This is a genomic window from Zobellia alginiliquefaciens (assembly GCF_029323795.1).
Taxonomy (GTDB): domain Bacteria; phylum Bacteroidota; class Bacteroidia; order Flavobacteriales; family Flavobacteriaceae; genus Zobellia; species Zobellia alginiliquefaciens.
This window is the reverse complement of the sequence record NZ_CP119758.1, coordinates 630828-651556: the sequence shown is the minus strand read 5'-3', so window position 1 is coordinate 651556 and position 20729 is coordinate 630828. Positions and strand designations below refer to the sequence as shown.

The following is a 20729-nucleotide window of genomic DNA, read 5'->3' as shown; positions in this document are numbered from 1 at the left end:
TTTCAAGAGTTGGTATATAATTTGTCTTATTCGAGTCAAATAAAAAGTCTAACATAAAATATATAAGTCATGAGTATAGTTAAAAGAAATAATTTGGTTTTTCCTTCATTAATGAACGAAATTTTTAAACCTGACTGGTTTGGTGGAATGGAGAATGTTGCCACTAGCACTCCTGCAGTGAACATTAAGGATAGTGAAAACCGCTTTGACCTAGAACTGATTGTGCCGGGTAGAAAGAAAGAGGATTTTAATATTGAAGTGGATAATGATCTATTGACAATTTCATCTGAATTGAAGAATGAAGAGGAAGTGAAAGAAGAGAATTATACCCGTCGTGAATTTAGATTTTCATCTTTTAAAAGAGCTTTTACTCTTCCGGAAACAATTGATGCAGATGCAATAAAAGCCGATTATGTTGATGGAGTCCTAAAGGTTGAGTTGCCAAAAAAAGAAGAAGCTTTGCCAAAGCCAAAGCGTCTTATTGAATTAAAGTAAAAGTTAGATTGGTTGTTTTGCTGTAAAGGCAAAACGTTTCATAATCCCGATTCTTAGTCGGGTAGATTTAAGTTTGGTTGGTTAGTTGAAGAGGCACCTTAGGTTTATTCCTAGGGTGCTTTTTTTGATTAAAAATAATATTATGGGTAGGTTTTTGTATGGGCGAAGTGATTTTTTTTGTCTGTTTTTTATGATTTTTTGAAGAACAGAAAGAGGTGAAAATACAGCGACTTTTGTTACTTTTTGTTTATCTTCCTAACAGGAAATGAAGAACGTGAAAGTCTTGATTTAATGTAAAACGTGAAATAAATATAATTTAGACGCGTCTAAAAATATAGGTTATAGGTTTGTAATTCAGTATTTTGAATGTAATTAAGTATATCCTTTGTTTAATAAGGTCGGTTTTTTGGCTTTTTGGAGAAAAATGTACCGAATTAGGCTTTTTCCTGGAGCATTTTTATTTCATCACGTAGTTTTGCGGCTTGCATAAAGTCAAGTTCTTTTGCCGCTTTTTCCATTGCCTTTCTTTTTTCTCTGACCATTTTTTCAATCTGGTCTTTGGTCATATAATCAAGGTCTGGTTCTGCAGCTCGCATCTCCTCTTTTTCAAAGTGATATGTTGAAACCGAATTTTTTGAAAGAACACTGTCCAGACTTTTATTTAACGCTTTTGGAACAAGACCATGTTCCGTGTTATATGCTATTTGCTTTTCTCTTCTATAGTTGGTTTGGTCAATGGTGGTTTGCATGCTTTCCGTTATTTTATCGGCATACATAATTGCTCGTCCATTTAAATTTCTTGCTGCTCTACCAACGGTTTGTGTAAGCGATCTATTGCTTCGTAGAAAGCCTTCTTTGTCCGCATCTAAAATAGCAACTAAAGAAACTTCTGGTAAATCCAATCCTTCACGAAGTAAGTTTACACCAATCAGCACATCAAAAATACCTTTTCTCAAATCCTGCATGATTTCTACTCTTTCCAAAGTGTCCACATCACTATGAATATAACGGCAACGTACATTTATTCGTGTGAGATATTTTGCCAGCTCTTCTGCCATTCGTTTGGTCAAGGTGGTAACCAGTGTGCGTTCATCTTTTTCCACTCTAACCTGGATTTCTTCTACGAGGTCATCAATCTGGTTTTGACTTGGTCGAACCTCAATAATTGGATCCAACAGGCCGGTAGGTCTAATTACCTGTTCAACATAAACCCCTTGGCTTAACTGTAACTCATAATCTGCAGGTGTGGCACTCACATATAAGGCTTGGTTTTGTAGAGCTTCAAACTCTTCAAACTTCAGTGGTCTATTATCCATTGCGGCAGGAAGACGGAAACCATAATCTACCAAATTCACTTTACGAGAGCGGTCACCACCGTACATGGCATGGACTTGTGGTATGGTTACGTGACTTTCATCAATTACCATCAAATAATCATCAGGGAAATAATCTAAAAGGCAGAACGGCCTAGTACCGGGTTGTCTGCCATCCAAATAGCGCGAATAGTTCTCAATTCCTGAACAATAGCCAAGTTCACGAATCATCTCTAAATCAAAGCTTGTGCGTTCTTCCAGTCGCTTTGCTTCCAGAGGTTTTCCTATCTCCTTGAAATAATTAACCTGAGCCACCATATCTTCCTGTATTTGATGAATTGCACCTTGCAGTACATCAGGAGAAGTAACGAACATGTTGGCCGGGTAGATATTCAAAGTATCGTATATCTCTATTACGTTATTGTTGAAAGGGTCAAAAGCTTCAATTTCTTCAATTTCATCGCCGAAAAAGTGAATTCGGAAAGCGTGGTCCGCATAACTGGGAAATACATCCACGACATCACCTTTTACTCTAAAGTTGCCGTTTCTAAAATCGGCCGTAGTTCTAGAGTACAGACTTTGCACCAATTGATGAAGGAATTTGGTACGTGCAATTACTTGGTCCTTTTTAATTGTGATGACATTTTTCTGGAACTCTACGGGGTTTCCAATACCATACAAACACGAAACCGATGCCACAACTAACACGTCGCGACGCCCTGAAAGTAAAGATGAAGTAGCACTTAAACGGAGCTTTTCAATATCTTCATTAATAGAAAGGTCCTTTTCTATGTAAAGCCCGGATGATGGTATAAATGCTTCCGGTTGGTAATAATCATAGTATGACACAAAATATTCTACAGCATTTTCCGGAAAAAACTGTTTGAACTCCGAATACAACTGTGCGGCCAACGTTTTGTTGTGTGCAAGTACTAGGGTAGGGCGCTGTACCTGTTCTATTACATTAGCAACGGTAAACGTTTTTCCTGAACCGGTAACACCCAATAAGGTTTGATACCGTTCTTGACTTTCAATACCTTCAACAAGTTGCTTAATGGCACTAGGCTGGTCACCAGTGGGTTCGAACTCTGAGACTACTTTAAATTTCATCCTTTAAAATTACAAAAGAAGTATGATTTATAGGAGTTCGATTAAAATATTATAGGTTACTATCGGAGTATGGTAAAATGACCTGTAAATGTCTTCCCGGAATCTAAGTTTTGAAACAAGTACCAATAATCGGTTTCAGGTAGATTTCTTGAGTTGTCAGTTCCATCCCAACCTGAATATAAATTATTTGTCTTAAAAATAATTCTACCGTGTCTGTCAAGAATACTTAAGAGCCCTAACTGACCGCATGGATTTTTTGTAGCTTTAAATAAATCAAAAAGCCCATCTCCATTAGGCGTAATAAATTGCGGAAACTCCACCATGCATGGGTCAACAGTTTTAATCTCAATATCGCATAAACTTCTGTTTATGGTAATCTTAAAACTATTCTCGCCATAGCAGTCACCCCAGCCCGTATGAATGTACAGGGTTTTACCGCTGTAGATAATATCACCTCCTTCAAACCTTTCTCCGTTTGCGTTGGCTTTCGTATAGTAGAAATTGTTTTCACTTAATTCTGGTAATGTGTAACTCGTACAGCTCAGTACGTCCTCTAAACTATCTGCAACAGGATTTTTACAAATAGTGTTTAAGATAAGTTCAAAACTTTTTTCATCAGTACAACCTGATGTGCTATCCCCACTAAAATCATACATGTAAAGTGTTATAGGATAATCTGTAAAATCATCTGTGTAAAGTGTGGCTCCGGGAAGAAAAGACTGCCCGGTACCGGTTGGGCCTGTATAGTACATTTCATTTCCGGTTAAATTCTCACCAGTTATTTCAGGTAGCGTGTAGCTATCCATATGTTCTTGCCCTTCCAATTCGTCTATTGTGATTCCTGCAAACCCGGCATCATTGATTTTCCAACCATGGTTCTCTATTAAGTTATTTCTAGCTTCTTCTCCGGTACAGTATGTACTGTAGCCCGCTCCGAAAGGATAAAGTTGGGTTTGGACATCCTGTGCACTCCAACCGATTAGTAAGTTGTCATAGTTGGTGGTTGATAGCCCCGCATCTTTAAACATCCAGGATGCATCTCTTAGATTGGAGATATCCCAGGCGCTAATGTCTTGGTCAAAGGAAATAGCTTCTCTGAACATTTCCGATGTTATTACTACCTTGCCCGTAGCCCAACTTCCAATATCTTGATTAAAGGAAGTTGCCCCTAAAAACGTAGCCCATAATTCTTCAACATTTGAAACGTTCCATTTATCTAAGGGTTGATTAAAAGAAACAGCACCCCAAAATGTGCCGGTTAAGTCTACAACATTGCCAACATCCCAATTATTAAGTGGTTGGTTGAAAGTGGATGCACCCCGAAATGCTACTTCGAAATCTTGGACCTTGCTAACATCCCAATTGGCCAATGGTTGATTGAATTTATTACAATTCTCGAACAATCCTAAAATAGACGTAATGGTTGAAAGATTCCATTTATTGAATTCTGGAGTACCAATTAAAGATTCACAGCCTCGGAACATACTCGCTAAGGATGTAACCTCCGATAAATCAGGGGTATCCCTGGCAATAACATCTAAGTTCAAACATCGGTCAAAAGCATGTACGAAAGATTTCCATTCAATATCCCCCCATTGATTTACAAAGAGCATCTTCTCTCTATCACTATAATTGTCAAAATATATCTGCGGGAAATCACCTGAGATAGAGACTTCATATGTTCCTATCGTGGCATACGTATGCGTTATATCACCAGTAATATTTTTGTCGGTCGTGCCATCGCCCCAAACAACTGTATAATTATAGATTTCTCCTAAAAATGTAGGAATGGTTATTTGATTATCTGCTGATGTACCCGGATTGTCCGTTTTCCAGGTGGTAATAAAAGGCTTTTGGGAAGTGCACTCTAGACCTGCGTCTTCAACTTCCCAATTTAAAACATCGATTAAAATTTTTCTCATGTCGGAACTCGAGCAGTATGTACTATTTCCGGCATGAAATTTAACATCGGTTTTAAGATTTTTAGTAGCCCACCCCTTTAGGAGAGCATCATAGTTCTTTGTTGAAAGACCGGCTCTACTGAACATTAAGGGAGCTTTGCTTAGGTTAACGGGATTCCATTTACCCAGATCTTGGTCAAATGAAATAGCCAAATCAAACATACTATCCATGGAAACGACCTTGCTCACATCCCAGTCACCAATATCTTGATTAAAAGTTTCGGCAGCAAAAAACATAGTAAACATGGATGTAACATTTCTCACGTCCCAATTTCCTATAGGTTGGTTAAATTGAGTTGCCGAACTAAATGTGCCAACCATATCTTTAACATTGCTTACATCCCATCGGTCAATAGGTTGGTTAAATAGTGATGCTCCTGAAAACATATTTTGCATGTTTGTAATGGTATCCATTTTCCAATTATTAAATGAACTATTCCCTATAAGAGAGGAGCAATTGGTAAACATATTATTAACGGTTGATACACCGGAGAAATTAGGAATATCAGTAGCTAACACATCTAAGTTAGAACACCCATCAAAAGCAGAGATCATGGTTTGCCATTTAATATCTCCCCATTGATCAACAGAAAGAATTTTTTCTTTGTCTCCTATACCTCCAAAAGAAATATTGGTAAACAACCCGGTTATTTTTACTACATATTCCCCTGGTTGGGCATAAGTGTGTGTTGAAGAACCACTCACTCCAGTATCAAAAGTTCCGTCTCCCCAGTCTACCTCGTAATTTGATGGAAGGTATTTACTTGAAGGGATCGTAATTTGATTATTGGCTGAAGTACCGGGGTTATCTGTTTTCCAAGTAGTGATAAAAGGCCTGTCAGCAGGTAAAGACTGGGGGTGACCCTCTTTTGCATTTACTTTAAGAAATACGAGAAGAACACCTATAAAAAACAGGTGAAAACGGGAAAATATCATATAGCTCTAACGTTTGAGAGCTAATATAGCTGCCTAAATAGTTGTTATTGTATAAATTCTATGAGTGGTAAATTTTATCTTTAAAGAGTACTATGGAAAAAAGGTTCTTGTGAGTTTAGAGGTCTCTCTTTTTCAAAAGGGCATAAGACCCATAAATGAAAAGGGCGGTCCAAGCCAGAACGATTAACATTTCGTATCCGTGAACATGATAATTCAGGACAATTTTTTCACCCATTTGGTTTACCGCAGTCTGTACGGCGCTTAAGCGTGTAAAGGGTTCTTTGATGAGATTCCACATGGCATTCAGCGGAAAGAAACCCATGATGATATCCGTGGTTTCGCCATCAAAAAAACGCCATCTTATAATACCCCGGAAAAATGCTTCAAAAACCTGCCAGAGGATAAGAAAACCAAGGGCAAATGCCGAGCGTTTAACTAAAATCCCCAGAAATAAGCAGAAGGAGAAAAAACCGACTAGTTTGATAAAAAAGGCTAAAAGGAACTTCAATCCGGAAAAAACGATACTGATTTCTGTAAAATCTGAATAAACGAGCCCTAAAACGAGCGAAACCAGAAAAACAAAAACAGTTGAAATAAGGGCAAAGGTTATGACCGTTAAAAACTTTGATAGAATAAATTCCTTTTTAGAAAGTCCATCAATTAAATTCTGTTTAATAGTCTTGTTGCTGTATTCATTAGCCATCATCGATACAATGACTATCGCTAAGAATAACTTAAAAAATGCAGTGATAAAAGAGTTAAAATGCCATATATAGGGGAAGTTGAAAATTCCTTGCTCCGCCAAGTGAAACTTTATACGGCCAATATCAAACTTAATGGCAGCTATTAACGCAATGGAACTTAGGAGTAAAAAATAGGAAACAATCAAAACCTTACTCGCACGGTTGTTCCAAAGTTTTATGAATTCTATTTGTAGTAATCGTATCATAACTTTTAGTTCGATTGGTTTTTGGTCAAGGTTAAGAATTGCTCCTCAAGACTTTCTTTGCGTTTTACAAGATGTGATAGTAAAATGCCTTGGTCAAATAGGCTTTTGTTGAGTTCTGCTGCATTCATTTCTTCTTTCAAAAATGCGGTAATACACCCATTTTCAAGCTTTATTTCGCCAAAGCTTGCATGTTTTTCTAGCAACCTTTTTAAATTTTCTTGGTTATCGGCTTTCAATTCAAAAAAACCATGACTCGCTAATAGACCATCAACACGCCCGGAATAAAGTTTTTCGCCTTTTCTTAGAATGATAACATGGCTGCATACTTTTTCAACTTCATCAAGTAGGTGAGATGCCAGTAAGATCGTAGTTCCTTGAGAAGCGATTTTTTTAATGATTTCTCGTATTTGGTGAATACCCTGTGGGTCTAGTCCGTTTGTGGGTTCGTCTAAAATTAAAATTTCCGGATCGTTGAGTAGGGCAGAAGCAATAGCAAGGCGTTGTTTCATGCCCAGGGAATAGGTTCTGAATTTACTCCCTTTCCGGTCTAACAAACCAACGAGTTCTAATTTCTCTTCTATTTTATTTTGACTGACCTCCTTAATTTTGCAAACCAATTTCAGATTTTGAACTGCCGTCATGTATGGATAGAAATTAGGCCTTTCAATAATAGCACCTACTCTTTTTAAAGCTTGATGCGTTGTTGCAGAACCGTCAAACCATTCAAAAGTGCCTTGTGTGGCGTTCACAACATTCAGAACAATACCTAGAGTAGTGGATTTACCACTTCCGTTTGGTCCCAAAATACCATAGACATTACCTTTTTCAATAGTGAACGAAAGGTCTTTTACGGCAGTTAGGTAACCAAATTTTTTGGTGAGATGATTAACGGTTAGAATAGTACTCACGTCAAGTGTTTTTTTGATGGGTTACATAATACTTGACGAGAGAGTAGCCCTTTTGTTACAAGTTTGTTCAAATAAAAAAGGTAGCATTATTAATATACTACCTTTTTAATTTCTTTAAATTGTTTGTTTATCGATACAGAGTAAAATGCCCTACAAATTCCCTTGTATCCGCTTCTCCGTTCAATTTAATAATATACCAGTAGTCACCGGAAGGTAAGTTGCTTTCTTGGTAGATACCGCTCCATCCGTCTTCATTATCTTTAAAGCGATACACTGTACGGCCATACCTGTCATAGATACTGATAAAGATATCTGGGTAAATCTCTATGTTCTTTGGTTTCCAAAGGTCATTGGCACCATCTCCGTTAGGGGTAAAGAAATTAGGGATTTCAATGTCTATAAACTCCATGAAAATACTTTCTGTAGTTTCGCAACCGTTTTCATCTACAACAGTTACTACATAGGTATCCGTTTTAGTGATATAGAAAACATTGTCGGAACCGTTATTGGTATCGCCAAAATAGAAAGTATAATTTTCTCTTCCTCCAGAAGCAACCGCAGTTATTTGATTGATATTGGTTTCTGACACCGTTAAACCTAATGGGTCAAAAGATTCAATTTCAAAATCGTAGGTTGCTACGCAGCCATTTGCATGTGAAATAGCAATGTAATGAGTACCCGGTGCCATGTCTCGGAAAAATGGGTTCAGTTGCATTTCAGCCGGGTCAGTAGTATCAAGTCCGAATAAAACATCATTTTCGATACTCAAATCCTCTAGTACAATATTTACATAATTATTAGGTGTGTTTCCGTTACAACCATAGACAGGCTCTACAAACGCCCCAAGGTTAACCCCTTGTTCTATAGTTACCGTAATAGTTTCTTCACAGCCTTGGGCATCTTCAATATAGATGATGTATAACCCGGCAGCCATATTTGTAAAACTAGTTCTATCTAGAACAAAATTACTTTCGTCCAATAGGCGAGTACTGTACGGAGCGGTACCACCGGTGATAGTTAATTCAATGGAACCGTTTTCTTCACCAACACATATTTCAGGTGTAGTTATAGCGGATACTTCCAACAATTCTGGTTCAGAGATAGTGGCATCTATCACTTCAAAACACCCATTGGAGTCCTGAGCAATAATTGTATAATCACCCGGAGCTAAATCTTCAAATGTATTATCATCGCTAAACCGGTCCAAATTAGGTGAAATAGCATATTGATATGTGCCTGATCCACCGATCATGCTCACTACAATGCTGCCGTCATCCGCTCCGTTACAAGTAACATTATTGAATGCTGTGTTGGCATTGTCTATTTCAAGAGCGTCTGGTTCGGTAATAGTTATTTCTTCGGACACTTCACAATCATCACTCTGTACCCGTATAAAATACGTTCCAGCCAGCAAATCGGTAAATAGACCGGTTGCTTGGTTCGGACGAATTTCATTGGTGAATGCGGCATCAGAGAACAAAGCATACTGGTAATTGCCTAACCCACCTTGGGCTTCCGCATTAATAACACCGGAATTATCACCATTACAGCTGATTTCTGGATTAAGATTTTCCGGTATAACCTCTAGCGGAACAATTGCATTGATCGTAACTTCATTGGATAGAACGGAAATACAACCGAAGCTATCCTGAACGTAATATTGATACGTGCCTGCCGTTACACCGGTGAATAGATGGGTGTTCGGTCCACTAGTCTCGTTCATGCTATTGAATGGAGCAACTCCCGTAGTGTTCCAAGAATAAGGTCCGGTACCACCTGAGGCTGTTAGTAATAGTTCAGCATCGGATAAACAACTTAATCTTCTTGCTGTTACCAATTGACCTTCTACTTCAGTAGGCTCAACAATTTCCACAATATCGGTTTCATCTGAACAATTCAAATCGTCCAAAATAGTAATACTATAGAAACCGGACCTTAAATTGGTAAAGGTTGCTGAGCTCTGTGAGCTTGTGGTCTGCAATAGATCTGCACCAGGAGCATCGCTATCATAAGTGTTAAGAATATATCTATAACTTGGCGTAGGATTGCTAATAGATCTTGGTGTGAATTCCGCGGTTATCTCTGCATCGGCATCACCTTCACAAACCAATTCTTTAATAGATTGAATGTTGGCAACTATTGGTTCTGGCGGAGACAATACAAATGCATTGGTAAATGGTACGGTACAACCTAAATTATCTGTTACTTCAACCGTATATTGGCCATCGCTTAACCCTCTGAACAAGTGACTATTTACGTCAGTAACTGGGTATGTTGTACCTGAAGGGTTATGGGTTAAGATGATGTTGTAAGGCGCTTCACCACCATTAGGTGTAATATTGGCGCTACCCATATCATTGGAACAACCCACATCTTTAGTTTCTATAGTGGCTAAAGTAATAGGCGCACTAGGTGTAGTTATGGTAAAGGCACGTTCTTGAGTACATTCTGGGAAACCAACTTGTGCAACTCTAACTATATACTTACCTGCTGCAACCGGTATAGCAGGAGTTGTTCCTGTACCACTGAAAATACCTTCGTCATCGGTTCTGCTGGTTGCCGTTCCATCGTCATTAAATACTTCCCAGTCAAAATCACCGGTATAGGTTAAATCCGAAAAGGTCAACTGTATGCTTCCATCCGTACCATGGCAAACCACATCAGATAATTTGTCTACCTCTACATTAAAAGTGTTAGGGTCTTCTATGGTGTGGGTTCGTGTAATTTCACAACCCGTAGTAATATTTCTAATGCCTATAGTATAAGAGCCTACTTGTCTGTTCAAAAACTCATTTGATGCTTGATAGGTTGCTGAAGGCAAGATTCTAAATTCATAATTGCCAAGATCAGTAGTAGAATTCGTAAAAGTGCTATTCACATCAATTCTTAAATCTTCGCCACTATTGACACAATCAATTTCTCGGGTTACTACAACCGTAGCATCAACTAAAGCATCATAAGGATTTACGGTGACCGTCTGTTCTGCAGAACATCCTTCATCATCATAAACACGTACAATAACATCGCCACCGGCAACATCTGTATATTCATAAACTAAGCTGCTGCTATTTTGAAGCACATTTGATGTAGCGTTATCTATGAATTCAAAACGGTTGTAAGTTCCGCTTCCATTACTAATCGTACTTTGGTCAATGGTAATAGTCGCGTTATTAGTGTCATTGTCAGTAGTACAACCAAATTGTTCTACAGTTGGAACAGCGAAAGTGATGAGTGCATTTTCACCCACTACAATATTGTTAATGACCGTTGAACAACCATTTGGACCAAGACCTGTGACAGTATACGTATCACCTGGCAAATCTATGAACGATTGCGTAGTTGCATCCCAAGATGCACCGGCAGGCATTGGACTTAAGGTATAGGTTAATGGGTTATTGCCATTGTTGGTTTGAGCCAATTCTATGCTACCGTCATTTGCACCTGAACAACTTACATCCGTAGGGTTAGACGTAAATTCTGGTTGTATGGCAGTAGGAACTTCAACAATGAAACTTCTGCTACATTGTGGTGTTGACGTACCCATATCGTAGACATTTACAGTGTACGTATCGGCCGCATCAATTATTGCATTAAACGGACTTGTTGTTAATGCCTGACGCGAAACCTTGATTCCTGCCGAACTGTCTAGAATTTCAAACTCATAATTTCCTGAACCAGCAATGGCTTCAATGGCTATTTCAGCTTCATTACCAGCACCACAACCTAACTGTTTGTCTAAACCTGCTGTAGCCTGTAGGGTAGGGTGAACGTCAATATTTAAGGTAGCGGTACAACCAGAAGCATCCTTAACGAAAACATCATAGTTTCCGGCGGATACTGTGTTGTATACACCTCCATTATTTTGATAGCTACTTCCTCCGTCTAAAGAATATAGAATTGTACCTGTACCGGTTGCATTAACCGTTACCGTTGCATTGGTATTACAATTTTCTGCCGTAACATCAACAATAACTGGCGCTGCCGTAAAGCTCATTGTAACATCGGAGAGATTATAAGAGCAACCGTATTGGTCTTCTACAGAAACGGTATATGTACCTGCAGGAGAGTTTGCAGCAATTTCTATTGGATTGTCTCCTGTTGCCGTAATCGGGGTAAATGGACTAGGCCCGGTTATAGTATATACGTAAGAACCTCCACCACCTTGAATATTGTCTATTTCTATTAATCCCGGGTTTTCACAAGAGATATCTTGAATAGATTGTGGTGTTCCTGTAATGACATCAAGTTCATCTAAAATTTCATTCTCACTTGCGCTGATACATTGTTCTGTACCACCACTATCTATTTGTCTTACTTCAATGTAATACTCGTCTGGTGCTAGGGCTGTAATTGTAATAGTGTTGCTATATGAAATTGTTCCGGCACTATCTCTAATAAGCGTTCCGTTAACATTATATAAAAACCATTCCATATTTGGTTCTGTAAAACCATCTTCATCTACAATGGTATAAGTTATAGCTCCATTATTAGAGGTGTTACAAGATGGAGTGATATCTGCAGTGATATCCATGGGTAGGCCACCTGCAATTTCATTTACGTTTACGGTACTTTGTCTTATACAACTGGTAGGAGTGTTGTTGTCTCTTACATAGAAAACATACGTTCTGCCAGGAATTAAGTTTGTAAACTCATAACTACCATGACCTGCTGGTACGGCACTACCGTCAAGATGAGTACTTCCACCAGTATACCATGTAGCCGTTGAAGCGTCAAAATTGGCAGGGTCGTTAGAGAACGAATATTCGTAACCAGGTATTCCCTCGCCCCCTTGTACTTCTACTTTTAATTCATCACAGTTTTCAACTACGGAAGAGGTGGTTATATCTAAATCATCTAAAGGATAAGGTATAATTTCTCTAGGAAGGTCTGTTTGACAAATTAAATTACTACTACCATCTACTGTGCGAAGCGATGGGAAGACTTCATCACCGGAAGTATACCCTCTAAATATGGTTGATGATTGCCAAGTAGCTCCTCCATCTGCACTGTATTCGATTGTTCCGGCAAGTCCGGTTGTAACATTGGTAAAATCAAAACCAAAATCAGAAGCAGCACCTGAACAGTCACTGGCATACGCCAAAACAATATCAGCGGTTAGTTCGTCCGGTTGATTTATAACTACGGTTTCGTTTTCCGAGCAACCTGCGTCATCGGTAATAATTACATTATAGGTGCCTGGTGCAAGATTATAATATGTTTTGGTATTGCCAACAACATTGGTGTCTACCTGATCAGGTGTTCCATTGGTTGTATCCACCAAGCGGTAATCAAAAGGTGAAAGCCCATCAGTGATGTTTACTTCAATACTTCCTGTTCCATCATGACATTCAGGGTCTGTTGGTACAGCTGTTATTGCTAGAACCGGGTTCGCGGCAACAGTTTCCGAAACCATAGCTTCACAAGCGCCTGTTCCATTGGCTTTATCTCTAGCGTAAATATCATAAGCACCAATATTGGCCAAAGCAATGGTAGTCGTGTTGGAGCTGGAAAAATCAGCATCTGTAACCGTATTTCCCGATGGGATAAAGGCATATTCAAAATTTCCATCTCCTCCTGAAGCATTAGCCGTTAAGGTACCGTCTGCACATGTACTTACATTTGTAACGACCACGCTAAGAGAAACCGTAGGTGCAATAGTAATTGACTGTGTTCCTGAAGCACAGCCATATTGGTCTGTTACCTCTACATCATAGGTTCCTTCAGACAGGTTGTTGAAGGTATAAGCCAGATCAGTAATTGGAGTAGGGGTTTGCCATGCTCCTCCATTTATTCTAAACGTATAATTGCCATTTCCGTTAGTAACCGTTGCAGTTACCGTACCGTTGCTGGAACCATCATAACACTGTGTTGCCGTTAAATCAAAAGCTACAGGAGTTGGCGCAGTAACCGTTACCGGTGAAGAGGATAAAACCTCACAGTTGTTCTGGTCATTTACTCGTACTAAATAATCGCCAGCAGGAACATTCAAAAATTGAGATGAGGTACTAAAAGTTCTTATGATAGAACCGTCCGTCAACTCCAATTGATATTCATAACCGGGAGTACCTTCGGAAGCGGTTGCTTCTAATGTTGCCCCTGTATTGAAACAGGTGAATTCTGCATCTTGTGTTAAACTTGCTGTTAGCGCATTTGGTGATGTCAAAGTTACTGTAGAAGTTGAGGTTGCGGTACATGAGTTATCATCTGCTTTTCTCACCATTACTTCATAAGTTCCATCTCCTAAATTAGGTGGTGTGGTAATTGGAGAAGTAGTTTCAGCTACCCAAGTTGCACCTCCATCTAATGAATATTCATATCCGAAAGCAGGGTCAAAATTGCTTACTTCAAAACGGATGCTACCATTGTTACTTCCGTTACAGGTAGGATTTGTACTTCCTAAAATATGTACTTCAAAAGCTTTTCCGGTTTCAACAGAAACCGTAATGTCCTGTGTTTTTTCACAAACCTCAGGCGTTTGGGTTGCTTGAATGTCATCTAAGACCAAGAAGTTTCCATCGTCACTATCTAAGTTGGTACGTAATAGAATTCCGGCAACTGTATTTGTTCCAGGGTTAAAAGTAACCTCTCTTAAGTGCCAATCATCCGCATTGTTATTCTGAGGGATAGCTGTAGTGGCCTGACTACTTATAACTGTACCAGAACCATCCACTAGCTCCACAAGGACTTCCGGGTCACGACCAGGAGTACCATCAATTTGTAGGTTATAAGCATAGAAAGAAATAGTTATATCTTGATTCGCAAGTACATCCACTCCTGTTCTAGACCATAGAACGTTATTGTTTCCGGCAGAGGTACTTACACCTATGGCCATAAATCTACCATCGGTAAGACCAGTATGGTCATTAGGACTTCGCCATGTGGTGTTAGGATTGGTAACTCTATCGGTAACTGCGTATTCGGCATTTACCAAAATTCCTGCAGGACCTAAATTACAATCGGTATCCGTGCCGTCTTGTGGCTCATAACAATAGCCAGGACCTACTTCTGCAATTTGAGTGGTAACTCCCGTCCCAAAATTTTCAAGCAATAAGGTACTTTGGTCAGCAGCTACAGTACTTGTATACCCAACGGTAACAGTTTGTGTGCCTGCAATTACATTGTTAAAAATGTTGTTATCTACAGGTGAATTGTCCGTTCCGTTCAGTTTATAGGTATATGTAAAATCTGTTGTGTTAGATGGAGTAATGGTAATAATTCCGTCTCCGTTACAATCGTAAGTAATAGCATTGTCAAAACTAGGGTCTGCAATGGTACTAGGTACGGTTATTTCTAAGTCCGTTTCACAACCCAGAGCATCTCTTACGGCTAATTGGTGAGTTCCTGCAGCCAAACGGTTTTCGTCAATGGCACTAAAAGTACTACCTCCATCAAAGCTATATTCATAAGGAGCTTGTCCTCCGGCCGTATTCAAGATTTTAACCAAAGCGGTAGGAGTTGTAGCACCAGAAGTGTCGCAGGAAGCGTCTTCAATTATTGCTGCAGAAGCCGTAAGTCTAAAAGGCTGAACAACTTCATATTCTATAGATTCTTCACAACCGGTTCCGCTAGCACCGCTAGAGTCAAGTACGGTAATCGTATAATTCCCTGCCGATATATTGTTGAAAAAGTTTTCGGTTTGATAAGTTGAACCACCATCAAGACTGTATTGATATGGAGCAATACCGCCCGTAGCGTTGATTGTTAATACGGATGTTGATGAATCTGCACAGGTAATATCCGAATTAGAAGCCGTGATGCTCACTGTACCTAAATCCTCTATTGTAACTACGTTTGATAGTCCATAACAACCGTTATCATCTTTAATCACAAAAATGTAATCGCCATCCTGATTAGGGACGTAAGTAGAAGGGGAGCCTTCGTAACCAAATAAAAATGTAGCGTTAGGAGTGAAATCTGAATCAGGAATAGTCGTTTCATCAGCGTATGGAGCTACGCCATCTTTACTGTAAATAGCATACGCATAGCCAGTAGTTCCTCCCGATGGAGTTAAGTTGATAACCCCGGGGCTACAGGTAATATCATTTTGTGTCGTCGCAGTCAATTCTAATTTCGGGATTTCGCCTACCGTGATGGTACGCTCGTCTCTACAACCATCCGTAGTCGTAGTTACAATTACATAGTCGTCCGCAGCAAGACCGGTGAACGTATGTGTGTTATCCGAAGAAACTAAATTATTGGCAACCAAAGATCCTGCATTTCCACTACCATCATCCAAAAACAGTTCATAACTGTATTCTGGAGAAACGTTCAATGCTTGTACGCTAATGGTTCCTAAATTGTTGCAATCAACAGGCGTAGTACTTGGGGTAACATCAAAAACTCTTTCTGAGATACCAATTTCTTCTGTTTCGAATACACAACTGTTCTCTATTGGAGCGCCGGTTGATGGGTCTAGTTGTGTAACCTGAACCTTATATGTTCCACTTGTGGCAATATCAAATATCGGACCTTGACCCGCACTGAACGGAACGGAAATAGAATTGTTCTCTACATCAAATAATTGGTATCCGTATCCACTTCCTAAATCAACAACACGTATAGAACCATCCGTATTACAGATAATATCAGAGGAATTAGGCGTGGGAATATCAAGTGTATTTTGGTAGGCATTAAAATAGAACCTACTAAAACATCCATTTGTATAAGCGATAACAACTCTAAACTTACCACCTTCATTGATGGTAAAGTTGTCCTGAACCGCTTCTTCTGACCAAGTACAGGTTCCGTTAGTGTTGGCGCAATCATCTGCAACAGCATCACAACTACCTTCATTAAGTTTTTCCCATGTAATACTTTGGGCATCGGTAATACCTAATTGTATGAATGCGCTGTCCGTTGTACCACAAAGAAAGATATGTGGCATAGAATTACCATCTATAGTACATTCAACAATTTCTCCTTGGATGTTGTTGTCAGGATTACTGTCACCATTCACCTGATTGAAATATTCTATAATCGGGTTGGTTTGGGTTTCTCCAAAACGTTCTACGGTAATACGTTCCGTATGGTTTGAGCAGCCGTTGGTAGCTGTTTTTTCAACTATATAATTTCCAATGGTAGTAACTACTAAAGTGCTAGAAGTACCATCATCTAAAATAGTGTCACCAGAATCTATTGATCCGTTGTTATTATTGTCTATCGCCCAAGTATAGGTGTCAAAACCTGAACCAGCGGTAAGAGTAGCATCTGCACCACAAAGTTGTACAGTACGTGCTGCATTACAATTTGTAAATGCGTCCGAGACATTATTTGTTGCCACCTCTAGAGTGGTGGTACAAGCCCCGGCAGGGTTGCTACCATCTGCATCGGAAAAAGTATTGGTGTTCAATGTACCTGAATAGGTTGCAAGAGCATGATTCTCCAATTGAGCAGCACAAGCAGCAACAAATTCCGAACAGTCCCCGGAAATGGAAACTTTAATCTTTATTTTATATTCAGGATCGCCAACCTGAACCAAATTATCAGGAATGCTAAAATTTATAGTTTGTGTATTTACGTCATACGTATTTGTAACTCCTGGAGCATCTCCAATATCTATATTATCTAATGTAACATTATTAGGAAGTACATTTTCAATAGTGAAATTGGTAGCATCATCATCTCCTGTATTTTGAAAGCGTATCACGTAGTTAAAGGTGTCTCCTAGACTTACATCTTGCCCGTTAATATCCGTACCGCTCAATAATTCAGAAGTATTGCCTAAAACTATGACCGGTGCGTAAACTTGGTTGTAAGAAGCGGCATTTACGGTACCGTCGTTAGGGTCAACCACTGGAACTCCCGTTCCATATTCACCGCCATCACCACCGTCAGCAGTATCATCTTTATAAAATTCGTTGGCATCACTACAGCCATCATCGTCACTATCTAGGTCCAAATGATCCGGATACCCGTCCATATCGGTATCTAAATTCGCACAAAATCCGGAAAAGGAAGCTGTATTGTAGGATAAAAAGGCAACATCTGCATTAGAACTTAATTGTAGTCGTAGGTATGCCACGTCTGCCAAATTAGCTGTGGGTATACCAAATTCTGACAATTCTACTGTTGCTAATCGGTAATCTCTTGTGGTGTTATTATAGAAAATACTTCCGTTTGCGTGATAGATATCTAATCTGTACGAACCAACCACACTGGCCAGTGCCCCGCCACTATAGGCTTGCACACGTACAGCATTTCCTAGAGGAGCACCTGTAGCATCATAAAGACTTACAACATGACCAACACCATTGGGGTCTGCAACTTGAGTTAATAATATATCTGGTATACCATCACCCACGTTAGTCGCTACAATAGGGTCTATTTCATAAGTCCATGTGTCGCCGATGTTAACAATACCGGAACCAAGGTCCAATCCGTTTTGCCCGTGGGTCAACAAAGGATTTAATGGGTCTGTGGTAGGATCGTTGATAATCGTTAAGCCTAACGCATTATTATTATTTCCATCATTTAAATTGGCTTCAAAGGTTGCTTCGCCATAAATATTGTTAGAAGGTGTCAAGGCCATCCAGCTAGATTCTGTTGCCGAAATGTCCGCAATTCCATCATTATTGGAGTCTATGCCGTCTGATAAACCATTCCCGTTAGCGTCATAAAGGTTATCGTCTGCAACCCCAGTGGTAAACGTGGTTCCACCGGTGGTGAATGCCAATAATTCATGTGATAAGTTTGGCAATACTGGATTTCTTGAAGTTGTAGAACTTTTCCAAAAACCAGAGAAATTGGAGAAAATTTCTGTTACCGCAGTACCACCTTGTGCGGTGCTTGATGGTGAAGTAAAGTTTACATCATTAGATATGATACACATTTGTTCAACAGCGTCATAAATACCATCATTATCATCATCTAAATCAACGCTATCTACAACCCCGTCATTATCAAAATCGTTATGTACTATTATTCGGGCAGAGGGCTCATCCCTTGTCGTATTGGCATCCGTTTGATCTTGGGAATTGGTGGCTGTATTTACGAGGTTGAGTAAAGGCAAGATGTCTATTTCATCTGCAGTTACTTCTAAGGTTAAAAAGGCAACTTCGCCAGGTTCTAATGTTCCAATATTCCAAACAGACCCGTTCCAACTTCCTGTTATAGTAGAAGCATTAACTAAAGTTAACCCCTCGGGAATATTGTCGGTAATCCGTAAATTAGTAATATCTCTAAAATATAGGTTTTCTGCCCGTATGGTAAAGGTGGCATTTTCTCCTTCTTTAATTTCAGGTTTATCTACGGTTTTTTCTATTAGAACATCGGGTTCACAATAAAAAATTTGAATAGATTGAGAGTCATACGTACATGGTCCTTTGGTACCTCTTACAAAATAATCACCTGCAATAGTTGCGGCATAATCAAATGAATTTGCCCCTGGAATCAGTTCCCCATCAAAATACCATTGATAGGCGTCAAAGTTATCGTCAGAAGCTTCGAAAATACTGGAACCTGAAAAACATTCTCCAACAGTTCCTCCATTAATTTCCAACCTAACTTCGGGTACGGTATCAAAACCGGAAAAATAACCGGCAACACCCTGAGCACCATTAAACCCGAAAAAACCGATAGCCATTGGCCCGGTTGATGTTACACTAATATCTCCATCTAAATTGGGAATATAGAATGTTTTCCAATCTGCTGAGCCGGCAACTGCGCTAGAAGCAGGCTTTGATACTTCTGTACCATTTTCAAATACTTTAACATTTGCGTCCGATGTATTTACTGATGCAATAATCGTTAATCCTCCAGTCACCGTACTTCCTGCAATATTTCGAATATTTGGAATGTTATCCATTTTATCCGGTAACAAACAGTTTACAGGAGCAACAAAATTTAATCCTTGTGTATAAAGGTTACTAGATCCAGCCATTGATTGATAGGCATATACATCTTTTGATGTTTGCACGAACATATTGGCGCCTACCGTATTGGAAGAGTAATAAGAACTAGGTATTTTAAAGTATTCGCCATTGTTTATAGTTGCGACTGCAGTTGCATTACCATTTACGAATACTTGCGTGTTGTCTGCCGTTGCAATTACCAAAGGAAATTCTGTAAGCCCATTGGTATTACCGTTACCTCTAATAAATACGTAATCTTTTCCTAATTTATTAATAGGCACGGGTTGATCTATTCCGGCATCCCTATGGCTTTGCCCATCTTGACTACCAAAGTTTATAGAACCGTTACTGATTACAATGTCCTTTGTAGAGGTTATTGATGCTCCGATCCAACCATCTTCATGGGCCTGAGTATGCGTGTTACCTATATAGGTTTCATATACAAAAGATTCATTAGCATCTAATGTTATTGTATGGGAGTTTGCAGTAATACCTGCTCTGTTATTTCCAACTCTAAACTCACAACCAGGATCATAGCCAGATAATACTATGGTAGTATTATCTTCTGTTGCCATGATTCCCAAAGTATTTGATTTTGAAGAATGTGTACCTTTATTGGGAACACCGCCCCATTTAAAATTGGTACCCATGGCCTGTCTACCCTTTGCGGTCAATGATGCAGCTTGCGAGCCAGACTTACCTCTATAATTGACATAGAATTTTTCTCCACCAGGCGCTTCAAATCGTAAACCACTATTCGTTAATACTACTCCTGTATTACTATTGTTGACTAAGGTGATATTGTTATCGCCATTACCTAAAGTCCAAACACCTGGGGTCAGATTATTGATGCTAAAAGTTCTTTCTACAGTTGTAGATATACCTCGGTACGCATTTACCGTAAATGAGGTTGTTTCTGGGGTGGATAAGTAAATAGCTTGGTTTTGTATTCCTGCATTATTTTGACCCTGCTTCATGGGTGGTAAATAGTGCAGGTCACTTAATTGCGAGAATCCAGAAATTGCATTAAAAGCAATAAAGAAAAAGAGTATACCTTTTAAGTAGGGCTTAAGCAGTGATTTCATTGGTTTGGTTAATTTGGAACGATAAACAAAATAACCAACGTTTGATTTTATCTCTAAATTAATGTTGCCAATGTGCCAAAATATGTGGTTTTATGTATGAAATCTATAGTAGACTATTATGTT

6 protein-coding genes are annotated in these 20729 nt (G+C 39.2%); 1 reads left to right on the top strand and 5 read right to left on the bottom strand.

All coding sequences use genetic code 11. The annotated features are described in order from the left end of the window. Nucleotides 1-69: 69 nt before the first annotated feature. Nucleotides 70-495 (top strand): Hsp20/alpha crystallin family protein, encoded by a 426-nt coding sequence (locus P0077_RS02665; RefSeq protein ID WP_276167623.1) that lies wholly within the window; start codon nucleotides 70-72, stop codon nucleotides 493-495. Between the two features lie 434 nt (nucleotides 496-929). Here the strand turns inward: P0077_RS02665 and uvrB are convergent, their stop codons facing one another. From uvrB to P0077_RS02640, 5 genes are all read right to left on the bottom strand, one after another. Beyond that, on the bottom strand, nucleotides 930-2918 hold the full coding sequence (gene uvrB, locus P0077_RS02660) for an excinuclease ABC subunit UvrB (protein WP_276167622.1): 1989 nt from the start codon (nucleotides 2916-2918) through the stop codon (nucleotides 930-932). Between the two features lie 59 nt (nucleotides 2919-2977). Then, nucleotides 2978-5815, bottom strand: coding sequence for a BspA family leucine-rich repeat surface protein (locus P0077_RS02655; protein WP_276167621.1), 2838 nt, complete (start codon nucleotides 5813-5815; stop codon nucleotides 2978-2980). 115 nt (nucleotides 5816-5930) lie between these two features. Then, nucleotides 5931-6764: an ABC transporter permease gene (locus P0077_RS02650; protein WP_276167620.1), complete on the bottom strand. Its 834-nt coding sequence runs from the start codon at nucleotides 6762-6764 to the stop codon at nucleotides 5931-5933. Between the two features lie 5 nt (nucleotides 6765-6769). Then, nucleotides 6770-7672, bottom strand: coding sequence for an ABC transporter ATP-binding protein (locus P0077_RS02645; protein WP_276167619.1), 903 nt, complete (start codon nucleotides 7670-7672; stop codon nucleotides 6770-6772). A gap of 127 nt (nucleotides 7673-7799) precedes the next feature. Then, nucleotides 7800-20606 carry a T9SS type B sorting domain-containing protein gene (locus P0077_RS02640; RefSeq protein ID WP_276167618.1) on the bottom strand — a complete coding sequence of 4269 codons (12807 nt, stop codon included), beginning with the start codon at nucleotides 20604-20606 and terminating at the stop codon, nucleotides 7800-7802. Nucleotides 20607-20729: the final 123 nt, after the last annotated feature.